The organism is Pseudomonas sp. URMO17WK12:I9, from assembly GCF_900230165.1.
Taxonomy (GTDB): Bacteria; Pseudomonadota; Gammaproteobacteria; order Pseudomonadales; family Pseudomonadaceae; genus Aquipseudomonas; species Aquipseudomonas fulva.
The window spans coordinates 385,271-398,734 of the sequence record NZ_OCMQ01000001.1; the positions used below are offsets into that span (position 1 = coordinate 385,271).

Genomic DNA, 13,464 nt, shown 5'->3' on the forward strand with positions numbered 1-13,464 from the left:
GGACCAGAGGCCCAAGAGGAAACCCCATGCTCGCCACCCTCGGTGTCGCTACTGTCCTGTGCATGCTCGTGAGCATCATGAGCAAACGCATCTCCCCCCTGGTCGCCCTGATCGCCTTGCCCATCATCGCGGCGTTGCTCGGTGGCTTCGGCCTGCAAACCAGCGGCTTCATCATCACCGGCATCAAGAACGTCGCCCCGGTCGTGGGCATGTTCGTTTTTGCCATCCTGTTCTTCGGCATCATGACCGACGCCGGCATGCTCGACCCGATCATCGACCGCATCCTCAAGCGCGTCGGCACACGCCCGACGCGCATCGTCATGGGCACGGCCCTGCTGGCCCTGCTGGTGCACCTGGACGGTTCGGGCGCAGTGACCTTCCTGGTGACCATCCCCGCGATGCTGCCGCTGTACACCCGCCTGGGCATGGACAAGCGCATCCTGGCCTGCGTCACGGCCATGGCGGCCGGGGTCAACTTCCTGCCCTGGACCGGCCCGGTGCTGCGGTCATCGGCAGCGCTGCACGTGCCGGTGGCTGACCTGTTTCAGCCGCTGATTCCGGTGCAGATCGTCGGGCTGATCTTCGTCTTCGCCTGTGCCTACTGGCTTGGGCGACGCGAAGAACGGCGCCTGGGTCTGGGCCGGGACGCGCTCGACGTCACCCCTCACCAGCGTGTGCTGACTGACGCCGAACGCGAGCTGCGCAAGCCGCGCATGTTCTGGCCCAATTTGCTGCTGACCCTGGTGGTGATGGGCGTAATGATCGCAGGGGTGGTGGACCCGGTGGTGATGTTCATGGTCGGTACCGTGCTCGCCTTGTGCCTGAACTACCCCAACGTGGACGCGCAGCGGGCGCGCATCGACGCCCATGCCAAGACCGCGCTGACCATGGCCAGCATTCTTCTGGCCGCGGGCGTCTTCACCGGCATCATGCAAGGCACCGGCATGCTCAAAGCGATGGCCGAGGTGGCGGTGGGGCAGATTCCTGCAGGGCATGGCCAACTGATTCCTGCGGTAGTCGGTTTTCTTTCCATGCCCCTGAGCCTGCTGTTCGACCCGGATTCGTTCTACTTCGGCATCATGCCGGTGGTCGCCGAGGTTGGCAGAGCCTTGGGCGTGGACCCGATGCAAGTAGCCCAGGCTTCGCTTCTGGGCGTGCACACCACGGGTTTTCCGGTCAGTCCACTGACCCCCGCGACCTTCCTGCTGGTTGGCCTGTGCAAGATCGAACTGGCCGATCACCAGCGCTTCACCATCCCTTTCCTGTTCGCGGCCTCGGTTCTGATGACCTTGACCGCCCTGGTCATTGGAGTTTTCTAGATGAAGACCATACGCATCGGCGCTGGCGCCGGTTATTCGGGCGACCGCATCGAGCCGGCCATCGAGTTGGCGCAACAGGGTGAACTGGACTACCTGGTGTTCGAATGCCTGGCCGAGCGCACCATCGCCCTGGCGCAGCAAGCGCGGTTGCTGGACCCGCACGGTGGTTTCGACCCCTTGCTGGGCGAGCGCATGCGCCGCGTGCTGCCCTACGTAGGTATAGGGGCCGACGGCACGCGGCGGCGCCTGCGCATCATCACCAACATGGGTGCGGCCAACCCACTGGGCGCGGCCTCTGAAATCCGCCGCATCGCGGCTGAGCTGGGCTTGCCTGGTATCAAAGTGGCGGCGCTGACCGGCGACGATGTGCTCGCCACCTTGCAGCAATGGCCCGAGCAGACCCTCGACAACGGTGCCACCCTCTCTGAACTGGGCGATCGATTGATTTCAGCCAACGCTTATGTGGGCGCAGAGGGTATCGTGCAGGCCTTGCAGGCCGATGCAGATATCGTGGTCACCGGCCGTGTGGCCGATCCGTCGCTGTTTCTCGCACCGCAGCTGTTCGAGTTCGGCTGGCGCGTCGACGACTGGACGCTACTGGGGCGCGGCACCCTGGTCGGGCACCTGCTCGAATGCGCAGGGCAAATCAGCGGCGGCTACTTCGCCGACCCCGGGGTGAAGGAAGTGCCCGAACTCGACCGCCTCGGCTTCCCGCTGGCCGAAATCGATGCCATGGGCCATGCGGTGATCAGCAAGGTGGCCGGTTCCGGCGGGCGCATCGATACCGCTACCTGCACCGAGCAACTGTTGTACGAAGTGCATGATCCGGCCGCTTACCTTACGCCCGATGTGACGGCTGATTTCAGTCAGGTGACGTTTCAGGCCCTGGATCAAGATGAGGTCCAGGTGCGAGGCGCCAGTGGGCGCGCGCGCCCGGAGGCGTTGAAGGTGTCGGTGGGTTTTCTCGACGGTTGGATCGGCGAAGGGCAGATGTCCTATGGCGGCCCTGGTGCGGTGGCCCGCGGGCGCCTGGCCGAAGCGATCGTACGCAAGCGCCTGCAACTGACCGGTGTGGCCTGCGACGATATACGCAGCGAGCTGATAGGCGTCAGCGCCTTGCACGGTGACGACCTGGCCCAGCGCGCCCAGGGCGAGCCCTGGGAGGTGCGGCTGCGTGTGGCGGCGCGCTGCGCCACCAAAAATGATGCGGTGCGCATCGGCAACGAGGTGGAAACCCTCTACACCAACGGCCCCTATGGCGGCGGTGGAGCGAGCAAGTCGGTGCGTCAGGTGGTGGCGGTGGCTTCGCTGTTGCTGCCCAGGGACGCGGTCGCCTTGCAGGTGCATCTGGAGGAGGTGGCATGAGTACCCACACGAAATTGCGCGATATAGCCCACAGCCGTACTGGCGACAAGGGCGACACGTCGAACATCTCGGTAATCGCCTTTGATTCGGCTGACTACCCGCGCCTGGCCCAGTGGCTGACGGTAGAGCGCGTCACGGCCCACTTTGCCGAGTTGCTGGACCCGGCAGGCCCCCCCGTTCGCCGGTACGAGCTGGCGCAGCTCGGGGCGTTGAACTTCGTGCTGCCCGGCATCCTGCGTGGCGGTGTGACCCGATCGCTGGCCTTGGATGCCCATGGCAAGACGCTGGGGGCGGCGCTGCTGGATCTCGAACTCTGACAAGCGGTCGGCCCGCGCCGTGCGCACGGGTCAAGCCCGGCCCCTGCGGTGCGCACTTGAGTGGGCCAAAAACCAGGCTGGCATGACGTGATTGACGGGGTCCGTGCGGTGTCTGCGACAATGGGTCCAGCACCGCGCCACGCTCAAACCGGCGAGCCAGACGCTGCGCCCTGCAGGCAGCAGGCGCGGCGGCTATCATTGACTGAAATCGGGCCCCTAAATTTTCATCGCGTTAATGGCAGATGGCCTACGCTGTGCTTTGTCTGGGTTGATTCGCGCCTTATCTGCTCTGTGACAGGGACTCCATGAAGGGACATCGCACTCAAGAAGCGCCCAAGCTCCTCGGGCTCACCTGGCCATTCATCGCCGTGGTGGTTTTCCAGGTCGCCCTTGGCAGCCTCAGCCTCTACACGCTTTCTGCCGTGCGTGCCTACGTGGCGGGCGAAAGCTTGTGGTCAAAGGCGCAAAAAGACGCCATCTACTACCTCAACCTGTACGCCACCACGCGCGACGAAGCCACCTATGGCCGCTACCAGCAGGCCATCGTGGTGCCCCAGGGCGATCACCGCGCGCGCAAGCTCATGGATCAGTCGAATCTGGACCTGGAGGCGGTGCGCCAGGCCGTCCTGCAAGGTGGCAACCACCCCGACGACGTGCAACGCATCATCTGGTTCTACCGCCACTTTCGTACTGTCAGCTACCTGCAGACAGCCATCAATTACTGGGACATCGGCGACGATTACCTGGCCAAGCTGAACGTGCTGGCAGGCGAGATGCACCAGCGCTTCGCCAGCGGGCCGGTCGATGAGCAGGTGATTCGTGCCTGGAAAAGCCGCATTGCCACCATCAACGAGGGGGTGACGCCGGCTGCCAAGGCGTTCAGCGATGCCCTGGGCGAGGGGTCGCGCGTCCTGCTGCGGGTGCTGCTGATCACCAACCTGCTGACTGCGATGATCCTGATCACCATCGCCTGGCGGCGCTCCAGCAAACTGCTGGCCCAGCGCCAGGCGTTTGCCAACGCGCTGGAGGAAGAAAAGGAGCGTGCGCAGATCACTTTGCAGGCTATCGGTGACGCGGTAATCACCACGGATGTGGAGGGCTTGATCGGCTACATGAACCCGGCGGCCGAGCAGCTGACCCACTGGAAGGCCGCCCAGGCCCTGGGCCTGCCGTTGTCGGCCCTGTTCACCCTGGTGGACGAGCACGACGTGGACGAGGGCCGCAGCCTGGTGGAGCAGGTGCTCAGTGGCAGTTTGAAAGGGGGCGCCGAACATGCCCGCCTGATTCAGCGCCTGGACGGCAGCACGGTGTCGATCAACCTGGTGGGCTCGTCCATTGTCAATGACGGACAGGTCAATGGCATCGTGCTGGTGCTGCACGACATGACCCAGGAGCGCCAGTACATCGCCAACCTCTCCTGGCAGGCCACGCACGATGCGCTGACAGGCCTGGCCAACCGTCGCGAGTTCGAATACCGGCTGGAGCAGGCGCTCAATGCGCTGGCGCGCCAGCCTGGGCGGCATTCACTGATGTTCCTGGACCTGGATCAGTTCAAGCTGGTCAATGATACGTGCGGCCATGCCGCCGGGGATGAGCTGCTTCGGCACATTTGCGCCGTGCTGCAATCGGGCCTGCGAGAAGGTGACACGCTGGCGCGGCTGGGGGGCGATGAGTTTGGCGTGTTGCTGGAGAATTGCCCGTCCGAGCAGGCCGAGCGGATTGCCGAGCAGTTACGCCAGACCGTCCAGAGCCTGCATTTCGTGTGGAAAGGCCGGCCGTTCGTGACCACGGTCAGCATCGGGCTGGTGCATATCGCTCAGGCCCCCGGCACCCTCGAGGCATCACTGCGGGCTGCTGACATGGCCTGCTACATGGCCAAGGAAAAGGGGCGCAACCGGGTTCAGGTGTACCACGCCGATGACAGCGAGCTGTCCATTCGGTTTGGCGAGATGGCCTGGATTCAGCGCTTGCACGTGGCCTTGGAAGAGAACCGGTTCTGCCTGTACGCCCAGGAGATCGCGCCGTTGAAGGCTTTCGAGGGGCCCGGCCACATCGAAATCCTGTTGCGCCTGCACGATGAAAGCGGGCGCACCATACTCCCCAACAGCTTCATCCCGGCTGCCGAGCGCTACGGGCTGATTACCGCGCTCGATCGCTGGGTAGTGCGCAACGTCTTCATCATCATCCGCCAATGCCTGGATGCAGGCCACCAGGGGCCGCTGTCGACCTGCGCCATCAACCTGTCCGGTGCAAGCATCGGCGATGACAAGTTCCTCGAATACCTGCAGCGCCTGTTCGCCGAATATGCCATTCCTCCGCGCATGATCTGCTTCGAGATCACCGAAACCAGCGCCATTGCCAACCTGGGCAGCGCCATTCGCTTCATCAACGAGCTAAAAGGCCTGGGTTGTCGTTTTTCACTGGATGATTTCTGTGCAGGCATGTCATCGTTCGCCTACCTCAAGCATCTGCCCGTCGACTTCCTCAAGATCGACGGCAGCTTCGTCAAGGACATGCTGGACGATCCGGTCAATCGGGCCATGGTGGAGGTCATCAACCATATTGGCCATGTCATGGGCAAGCGCACCATTGCAGAATTCGTGGAAACACCCATGATCGAACAAGCGCTACAGGAAATTGGTGTCGATTACGCCCAGGGCTATCTGATCGAGCGGCCCCAGGTATTCACATGTGACAGTCTGCATCGCCAACGGATTGCCGCCCGGCCTCTGTTGCAGCGGGCGCCTGGCACCTTTCGTTAGCTGGAAATCACAAAGAACAAGGAGTAGACAGTGATTGATGCATTCGTTCGTATCGGGCCATTGATGGACCCGGCCAGTTACCCCAAATGGGCCCAGCAACTGCTTGCCGATTGCCATGAGAGCAAGCAGCGAGTGGTTGACCATGAGGTGTATCGACGTCTGCGTGACGGCAAATTGAAGCAAGCGACCATTCGCCAGTACCTGATCGGCGGCTGGCCGGTGGTCGAGCAGTTCTCGTTGTACATGGCCCATAACCTCACCAAGACCCGTTATGGCCGGCACCCAGGCGAGGACATGGCGCGGCGCTGGTTGATGCGCAATATCCGCGTGGAGCTTAACCATGCCGATTACTGGGTGAACTGGGCCCACGCCCACGGCATTCACCTGCACGACCTGCAGGCTCAGGATGTGCCGCCTGAGCTCAATGGCCTCAACGATTGGTGCTGGCGTGTGTGTGCCACGGAAAACCTGGCCATTGCCATGGCCGCCACCAACTATGCCATCGAAGGAGCCACCGGGGAGTGGTCGGCGGTGGTGTGTTCCACCGACACCTACGCGATGGGCTTCCCGGAAGAGCAGCGCAAGCGGGCCATGAAGTGGCTCAAGATGCACGCGCAGTATGACGACACCCACCCGTGGGAGGCGCTGGAGATCATCTGTACGCTGGTAGGCGAGAACCCGAGCATGGCCTTGCGCACCGAATTGCGCCGGGCCATCTGCAAGAGCTATGACTGCATGTACCTGTTCCTGGAGCGGTGCATGCAACTTGAAACCACCCAGCACGAGCGGGCGAGCCCGGCGTTGGCGGCGGGGTGATTGCGCGCCTGTCGTGATGCAGGCTCAGCCCATCGCCGATACGCCGGCGATGGGCTGCGAAACGGCCGAGAACGCGCAAGGCGGCCTCAGGTAGACGAGCCGTTCACTGGGCGTTGAATGCCTGCCCGTTCACACCCTTGCTGTCAGGCCCCATCAGATAGAGGTAGACCGGCATGATTTGCTCGGGCAGCGGGTTGTCCTGGGGGTTCTCGCTCGGGTAGGCCTGCGCGCGCATGGCCGTACGCGTCGCGCCCGGGTTGATGCTGTTGGAGCGCACCGGCGCCACCCCTTCGAGTTCGTCGGCCAGGGTCTGCATCATGCCTTCGGTGGCGAACTTGGAGATGCCGTAGGCGCCCCAATAGGCGCGGCCCTTGCGCCCGACACTGCTGCTGGTGAACACTACCGAAGCGTCTTCGGACTGCTTGAGCAGCGGCAGCAGGGTGCTGGTGAGCATGAAGGTGGCATTGACGTTGATGTGCATGACGCGCATGAAGTTGTCGCCCGACAACTGTTCCATGGGCGTGCGTGGGCCGATGATCGAGGCGTTGTTGAGCAACCCGTCCAGGCGCCCGAACTGTTCCTCGATCATGACCGCCAGCTCGTCGTACTGATGGGCCAAGGCGGTTTCCAGGTTGAACGGGATCACCACAGGCTGGGGATGCCCGGCCGCTTCGATCTCGTCATAGAGCGCATTGAGGTTCGCTTCGGTCTTGCCGAGCAACAGCACCGTGGCGCCCAGGGCGGCGTAGGCCTTGGCCGCGGCAGCACCGATGCCGCGCCCGGCACCGGTGACCAGGATGACCCGGCCTTTGAGCAGGTCGGGGCGGGCAGTGTATTCGAACATGTCAGATCCTTTGGCGTTAGCGGTGATCAGCAACCACACAGGGCGCTGTCGATGACTTTACGCAGGTCCTGCGGGCTGTCCACCACTACGTCGGCACCCCAGTTGTTGGGGTTGTCCTCGGGATGGATGTAGCCGAAGCGTACCGCGGCGGTGCGGGTGCCAGCATCTCGGCCGGATTCGATATCGCGCAGGTCGTCACCGACGAACAGCACACTGGCAGGGTCCAGCGCCAGGGTCTTGCAGGCCAGGATGAGCGGCTCCGGGTCGGGTTTGCTGTTCTTTACATGATCCGGGCAGATCAGCAAGGCCGAACGCTCGGCCAGGCCCAGGCGCTGCATGATCGGCTCGGCGAAGCGCACCGGCTTGTTGGTGACCACGCCCCACAGCAGCTTGCCTCGCTCGATGTCCTCCAGCAGCTCGCTCATGCCATCGAACAGGCGGGTATGCACGGCGCAGTCGCGCTGGTAGCGCTCCAGGAACTCCAGGCGCAGGGCTTCGAAACCCTCGGCCTGCGGGTCCATGGCGAAGGTGGCGGCCACCATGGCGCGAGCACCACCGGAGATCACACCCCGGATCAGCTCGTCGTCGACGGCCGGCAGGCCTCGATCGGCGAGCATGGCCTGGCAGATGGCGATGAAATCGGGCGCCGTGTCCAGCAAGGTGCCGTCCATGTCGAAGAGTACCGCTCGCAGGCGCATGCTCATTCCTCGCGCAGGGTCTGGATCATGTAGTTGACATCCACGTCGCTGCTGAGCTTGTAGTGCTTGGTCAGCGGGTTGTAGGTCAGGCCGATGATATCCTTGACCTCAAGGCCGGCGACGCGGCTCCAGGCACCCAGCTCGGAAGGGCGGATGAACTTCTTGAAGTCATGGGTCCCGCGCGGCAGCATCTTGAGGATGTACTCGGCGCCGACGATGGCCAGCAGGTAGGCCTTGGGGTTGCGGTTGATGGTGGAGAAGAACACCTGGCCGCCTGGCTTGACCATGCGGTAGCAAGCGCGGATTACCGATGACGGGTCAGGTACGTGCTCGAGCATCTCAAGGCAGGTGACCACGTCGAAGGCACCGGGCATTTCTTCGGCCAGGGCCTCGGCCGTGACCTGACGGTATTCGACCTCCACGCCCGATTCCAGTTGATGCAGGCGGGCGACGGCCAGGGGCGCCTCGCCCATGTCGATGCCGGTCACCGAGGCGCCGCGCAGGGCCATGGCTTCGCTGAGGATGCCGCCGCCGCAACCCACGTCCAGCACTTTCTTGCCAGCCAGATGGGCGCGCTCGTCGATCCAGTTGACGCGCAGCGGGTTGATATCGTGCAGCGGCTTGAACTCGCTCTCGCGGTCCCACCAGCGGTGGGCCAGCGCTTCGAATTTGGCGATTTCAGCGCGGTCGACGTTGCTCATTGAACAGTCCTCAGAAACGTGGGAATCAGCTTCACGTGGCAAGCTGCAAGGTACATGACATACAGACGGTGGCGTTGGCCCAAGCGTTCGCACGGCGTTCAGGCCGGGCTCGTGCACACGCCGTGGGCCTTTTGCCTGTCGGGCAGTACGGTGGTTTTCTGTGCGTGGCCGAGTAGGCCCATGCCAGAGGGCGGGCGGCGATGGCGCCTCGGCCAGCGACGCTGTGCCCAACCTTGCTTGTGCTGCCGGATGTCTGCGGCGCGCAGCTTGCGCTGGAAAAGGCCGAAGTATACCCGAGCGCTCGGGGCGCCGGGTCGCTATAATCGCCGGCTTTTGATACGCGAACGACGGGGAGAGGTGATGCGCGAGCAACTTTTGGCGGCCGAGAAGGTGACCGGAATCCGCTGGCAGGGCGGCGTTCTGCATCTGCTCGACCAGCGCCTGCTGCCGTCCCAGGAGCACTGGTTGGCCTGCGACACTGTCGCCCAGGTGGCCACCGCCATTCGCGACATGGCCGTGCGCGGCGCATCGGCCATCGGTATCGTGGCCGCGTATGGGCTGGTACTGGCCGCCGAGGAGCGTCTGGCCGAAGGTGGCGACTGGGAGATGGACCTCGAAGAGGATTTCATGCTCCTGGCCGAGGCGCGCCCTACCGCAGCCAACCTGTTCTGGGCCTTGAACCGGATGCGCGAGCGCCTGCAACGCCTGCGTCCCGACGAGAACGTGCTGGGCGCACTGGAAGCCGAGGCGCTGGCCATTCACGAAAGCGATCGCGAGGCCAACCTGACCATGGCCCAGCACGGCACCGAACTGATCCGCCGACACCAGGGCAATGCCCAGACGCTGCTGACCTACGGCAATGCCGGCGCCTTGGCCAGCGGCGGTTTCGGAACCGCGCTGGGGGTGATTCGCGCAGGCTTTCTGGAAGGCATGGTGGAGCGGGTGTACGCCGGGGAAACTCGCCCGTGGCTCCAGGGAGCGCGGCTCACGGCCTGGGAGCTGGCCAACGAAGGCCTGCCGGTCACCCTGTGCGCCGATTCGGCCCTGGCGCACTTGATGAAGACCAAGGGCATCACCTGGGTCGTGGTCGGCGCTGATTGCATCGCTGCCAATGGGGATGTGGCCAGCAAGATCGGCACTTATCAACTGGCGGTCAGCGCCATGCACCATGGTGTGCGCTTCATGGTGGTGGCCCCGAGCAGCAGTATCGACCTGAACCTGGAGACGGGGGATGACATCCCGCTTGAAGAGCGCGAGCCGGATGAACTGCTCGACTATGCCGGCACGCGGGTGGCACCGGAGGTGGAGGTATTCAATCCGGTCTTCGACGTGACCCCGGCGGACCTGATTGATGTGATCGTGACCGAGCGCGGCATTATCGAACGCCCGGATACCGCCAAGCTGGCGCAGATGATGTGCCGCAAGCGCCTTCACTGAAGTGCGGCGCAGCAGACCCTTCGTGCGCCATAGCCCGCTGCCGACCTAGCAGGTGTTCACGCGCGCCCGGGCGCACCTGCCCGGCGCGCTGTCGAGCGCGGGCCTGTGGGGCTCGCGGCTACCGTTCACCCCGGCGTGCACCGCTCGGCCAGGGCATGAATTCGCGGCCCGGCTGGCCACTTGCCGCATCTCCCACTACCCCTGCCGTTGTGGTAATATCCGGCAGTTTCCAAGACCCCGCTGTGCGGCGGTCTTCATTGCGCAGATCCATGGCACAACTCATTGATTTGTCGTAAGTCGTCGCAGGCGAGTGCACTGCGGCGGCGAGCTTCGTTCGGCCCTTGATGGCGCTGCGAAGTTTCACCAGAAAAAGGAATCAGGCTTCTCATGGGCGAACTGGCCAAAGAAATCCTCCCGGTCAATATCGAAGACGAACTGAGACAGTCTTACCTCGACTACGCGATGAGCGTGATTGTCGGGCGAGCGCTGCCCGATGCGCGTGACGGCTTGAAGCCCGTGCATCGCCGCGTTCTCTTTGCGATGAGCGAACTGGGCAACGACTGGAACAAGCCGTACAAGAAATCCGCCCGTGTGGTCGGTGACGTGATCGGTAAGTACCACCCGCACGGCGACACTGCGGTCTACGACACCATCGTGCGTATGGCCCAGCCTTTCTCGCTGCGCTACCTGCTGGTCGACGGCCAGGGCAACTTCGGTTCGGTGGACGGCGACAACGCCGCGGCCATGCGATACACCGAAGTGCGCATGGCCAAGCTGGCTCATGAGCTGCTGGCCGACCTGCACAAGGAAACCGTCGACTGGGTGCCCAACTACGACGGCACCGAGCAGATCCCGGCGGTCATGCCGACGCGTATTCCCAACCTCCTGGTCAACGGTTCCAGCGGCATCGCCGTGGGCATGGCCACCAACATTCCGCCGCACAACCTGGGCGAAGTCATCGATGGCTGCCTGGCGCTGATCGACAACCCGGACGTCACCATCGATGAGCTGATGCAGCACATCCCCGGTCCCGATTTCCCTACCGCAGGCCTGATCAACGGCCGCCAGGGCATCATCGAGGCCTACCGCACCGGCCGTGGCCGCATCTACATGCGGGCCCGCTCCCAGATCGAAGACATCGACAAGGTGGGCGGTCGTCAGCAGATCGTGGTGACCGAGCTGCCGTACCAGTTGAACAAGGCGCGCCTGATCGAGAAGATCGCCGAGCTGGTCAAAGAGAAGAAGATCGAGGGCATCACCGAGCTGCGCGACGAGTCCGACAAGGACGGCATGCGCATCGTCATCGAGCTGCGTCGCGGCGAGGTGCCGGAGGTGGTGCTCAACAACCTGTACTCGCAGACCCAGCTGCAGAGCGTGTTCGGCATCAACGTCGTGGCCCTGGTCGATGGCCGTCCGCGCCTGCTCAACCTCAAGGACCTGCTCGAAGCCTTCGTGCGCCACCGCCGCGAAGTGGTCACCCGGCGCACCGTGTTCGAACTGCGCAAGGCGCGTGAGCGCGGCCACATCCTCGAAGGCCAGGCGGTTGCGCTGTCCAACATCGACCCGGTCATCGCGATGATCAAGGCCTCGCCCACCCCGTCGGAGGCTAAGGAAGCCCTGGTGTCCACCGCCTGGGAATCGAGTGCCGTGCAGGTCATGGTCGAACGTGCCGGTGCCGATTCGTGCCGCCCGGCCGACCTGCCTGAACAATACGGCCTGCGCGACGGCAAGTACTACCTGTCGCCGGAACAGGCCCAGGCGATCCTTGATCTGCGCCTGCACCGCCTGACTGGCCTGGAGCACGAGAAGCTGCTGGCCGAGTACCAGGAAATCCTGGAGCAGATCGGTGAGCTGATCCGCATTCTCAACAGCGCCGAGCGCCTGATGGAAGTGATCCGCGAAGAGCTCGAGGCGATTCGCGCCGAGTACGGCGATGCCCGCCGCACCGAGATCCTCAATGCCAGCCACGACCTCAACTACGGCGACATGATCCCCGAAGAAGAGCGCGTGGTGACCATTTCCCATGGTGGGTATGCCAAGACCCAACCATTGTCCGCCTACCAGGCCCAGCGCCGTGGCGGCAAGGGCAAGTCGGCCACCGGCGTGAAGGACGAGGACTACATCGAGCACCTGCTGGTCGCCAACAGTCACGCCACCCTGCTGCTGTTCTCCAGCAAGGGCAAGGTGTACTGGAAAAAGACCTACGAAATCCCCGAGGCATCTCGCGCTGCCCGTGGTCGCCCGCTGGTCAACCTGCTGCCGCTGGAAGAGGGTGAGCGCATCACCGCCATGCTGCAGGTCGATCTTGAGGCCTTGCAGCAGAACGCCGACCTTGAAGAAGAACTCGAAGACGCCGATGACGCCGTGCTCGAAGGCGAGCTGGTCGAAGTCGAGGAAGTGGACGAGGAAGAAGGCGACACCCCCGAGTGGGCGGCAGAGCCTACTGGCGCCTACATCTTCATGGCCACCGCTTCCGGCACTGTCAAGAAGACGCCGTTGGTCCAGTTTGCCCGTCCTCGCTCCAACGGCCTGATCGCCCTGAAGCTCAAGGAAGGTGACACCCTGATCGCTGCGGCCATCACCGATGGCGCCAAGGAAGTGATGATGTTCTCCGACGCCGGCAAAGTCATCCGCTTTGCCGAAAGCGTGGTGCGCGAAATGGGCCGTACCGCCCGCGGCGTGCGCGGCATGAAGCTGGGCAAGGGGCAGCAAATCATCTCGATGCTGATCCCGGAGTCCGGTGCGCAGATCCTCACCGCGTCCGAGCGTGGCTATGGCAAGCGTACCCCGCTGTCCAAGTTCCCTCGTCGCGGCCGTGGCGGCCAGGGCGTGATCGCCATGGGTACCAAGGGGCGCAATGGGTTGCTGATCGGCGCCATCCAGGTGCAGGAAGGTGAGGAAATCATGCTGATTTCCGATCAGGGCACACTGGTGCGTACCCGGGTCGGCGAGGTGTCCAGCCTGAGCCGTAACACCCAGGGCGTGACGCTGATCAAGCTGGCCTCCGACGAGACGCTGGTGGGCCTTGAGCGCATCCAGGAGCCTTCCGAGGAAGAGCTCGATGCGCTCATCGAGCTTGACGAGGAGGGCGTGGAGGCCCAGGCCCCTGACGAGCAAGATGCAGCGGGCGCCGAAGAAGCCCCGCAAGAGTAAGTGCGCTGAACCCGAACGGGGCGACCAAGGTCGCCCCGTTTGACTGATCAAG

At 63.8% G+C, this 13,464-nt stretch carries 10 protein-coding genes; 7 read left to right on the plus strand and 3 right to left on the minus strand.

The features are described from left to right. Nucleotides 1-26 precede the first annotated feature (26 nt). The 5 genes from CRP40_RS01760 to CRP40_RS01780 all read left to right on the plus strand — a co-directional run bounded on the left by CRP40_RS01760 (nucleotide 27) and on the right by CRP40_RS01780 (nucleotide 6,579). A complete protein-coding gene (locus tag CRP40_RS01760; protein WP_027915867.1) occupies nucleotides 27-1,319 on the plus strand; it encodes a citrate:proton symporter in 1,293 nt (430 codons plus the stop codon). Then, entirely contained in the window at nucleotides 1,320-2,684 is a 1,365-nt protein-coding gene (locus CRP40_RS01765) for an acyclic terpene utilization AtuA family protein (protein ID WP_027915868.1), read from the plus strand. After that, complete coding sequence (locus CRP40_RS01770) at nucleotides 2,681-3,001, plus strand: hypothetical protein (protein WP_027915869.1); 321 nt, start codon at nucleotides 2,681-2,683, stop codon at nucleotides 2,999-3,001. Before CRP40_RS01765 ends, CRP40_RS01770 begins: the two co-directional genes overlap by 4 nt. A 305-nt stretch (nucleotides 3,002-3,306) precedes the next feature. Then, nucleotides 3,307-5,763 (plus strand): EAL domain-containing protein, encoded by a 2,457-nt coding sequence (locus tag CRP40_RS01775; RefSeq protein WP_027915870.1) that lies wholly within the window; start codon nucleotides 3,307-3,309, stop codon nucleotides 5,761-5,763. Nucleotides 5,764-5,793: 30 nt separating this feature from the next. Next, complete coding sequence (locus CRP40_RS01780) at nucleotides 5,794-6,579, plus strand: iron-containing redox enzyme family protein (protein WP_027915871.1); 786 nt, start codon at nucleotides 5,794-5,796, stop codon at nucleotides 6,577-6,579. Nucleotides 6,580-6,682: 103 nt separating this feature from the next. Here CRP40_RS01780 and CRP40_RS01785 read toward each other — a convergent pair whose 3' ends face one another. The 3 genes from CRP40_RS01785 to ubiG are packed head-to-tail and all read right to left on the minus strand — an operon-like array spanning nucleotide 6,683 to nucleotide 8,822. Next, entirely contained in the window at nucleotides 6,683-7,423 is a 741-nt protein-coding gene (locus CRP40_RS01785; RefSeq protein WP_027915872.1) for a YciK family oxidoreductase, read from the minus strand. Nucleotides 7,424-7,449: 26 nt separating this feature from the next. Next, nucleotides 7,450-8,121 (minus strand): N-acetylmuramic acid 6-phosphate phosphatase MupP, encoded by a 672-nt coding sequence (gene mupP / locus CRP40_RS01790; protein ID WP_027915873.1) that lies wholly within the window; start codon nucleotides 8,119-8,121, stop codon nucleotides 7,450-7,452. Between the two features lie 2 nt (nucleotides 8,122-8,123). After that, a complete protein-coding gene (ubiG, locus tag CRP40_RS01795) occupies nucleotides 8,124-8,822 on the minus strand; it encodes a bifunctional 2-polyprenyl-6-hydroxyphenol methylase/3-demethylubiquinol 3-O-methyltransferase UbiG (protein ID WP_023533768.1) in 699 nt (232 codons plus the stop codon). Between the two features lie 360 nt (nucleotides 8,823-9,182). On the opposite strand from ubiG, the gene mtnA reads away from it, so the two are divergent. Both mtnA and gyrA read left to right on the plus strand, forming a co-directional pair. After that, a complete protein-coding gene (gene mtnA / locus CRP40_RS01800; protein WP_027915874.1) occupies nucleotides 9,183-10,259 on the plus strand; it encodes an S-methyl-5-thioribose-1-phosphate isomerase in 1,077 nt (358 codons plus the stop codon). 387 nt (nucleotides 10,260-10,646) lie between these two features. Further along, entirely contained in the window at nucleotides 10,647-13,412 is a 2,766-nt protein-coding gene (gyrA, locus tag CRP40_RS01805; RefSeq protein WP_027915875.1) for a DNA gyrase subunit A, read from the plus strand. Nucleotides 13,413-13,464 lie beyond the last annotated feature (52 nt).

Excerpts from the sequence above, each read along its gene's own strand:
- mupP (WP_027915873.1), bottom strand. The coding sequence starts at position 8,121 with ATGCGCCTGCGAGCGGTACTCTTCGACATGGACGGCACCTTGCTGGAC.
- CRP40_RS01775 (WP_027915870.1), top strand. The coding sequence starts at position 3,307 with ATGAAGGGACATCGCACTCAAGAAGCGCCCAAGCTCCTCGGGCTCACC.
- gyrA (WP_027915875.1), top strand. The coding sequence starts at position 10,647 with ATGGGCGAACTGGCCAAAGAAATCCTCCCGGTCAATATCGAAGACGAA.
- mtnA (WP_027915874.1), top strand. The coding sequence starts at position 9,183 with ATGCGCGAGCAACTTTTGGCGGCCGAGAAGGTGACCGGAATCCGCTGG.
- CRP40_RS01785 (WP_027915872.1), bottom strand. The coding sequence starts at position 7,423 with ATGTTCGAATACACTGCCCGCCCCGACCTGCTCAAAGGCCGGGTCATC.
- CRP40_RS01760 (WP_027915867.1), top strand. The coding sequence starts at position 27 with ATGCTCGCCACCCTCGGTGTCGCTACTGTCCTGTGCATGCTCGTGAGC.
- ubiG (WP_023533768.1), bottom strand. The coding sequence starts at position 8,822 with ATGAGCAACGTCGACCGCGCTGAAATCGCCAAATTCGAAGCGCTGGCC.
- CRP40_RS01765 (WP_027915868.1), top strand. The coding sequence starts at position 1,320 with ATGAAGACCATACGCATCGGCGCTGGCGCCGGTTATTCGGGCGACCGC.
- CRP40_RS01770 (WP_027915869.1), top strand. The coding sequence starts at position 2,681 with ATGAGTACCCACACGAAATTGCGCGATATAGCCCACAGCCGTACTGGC.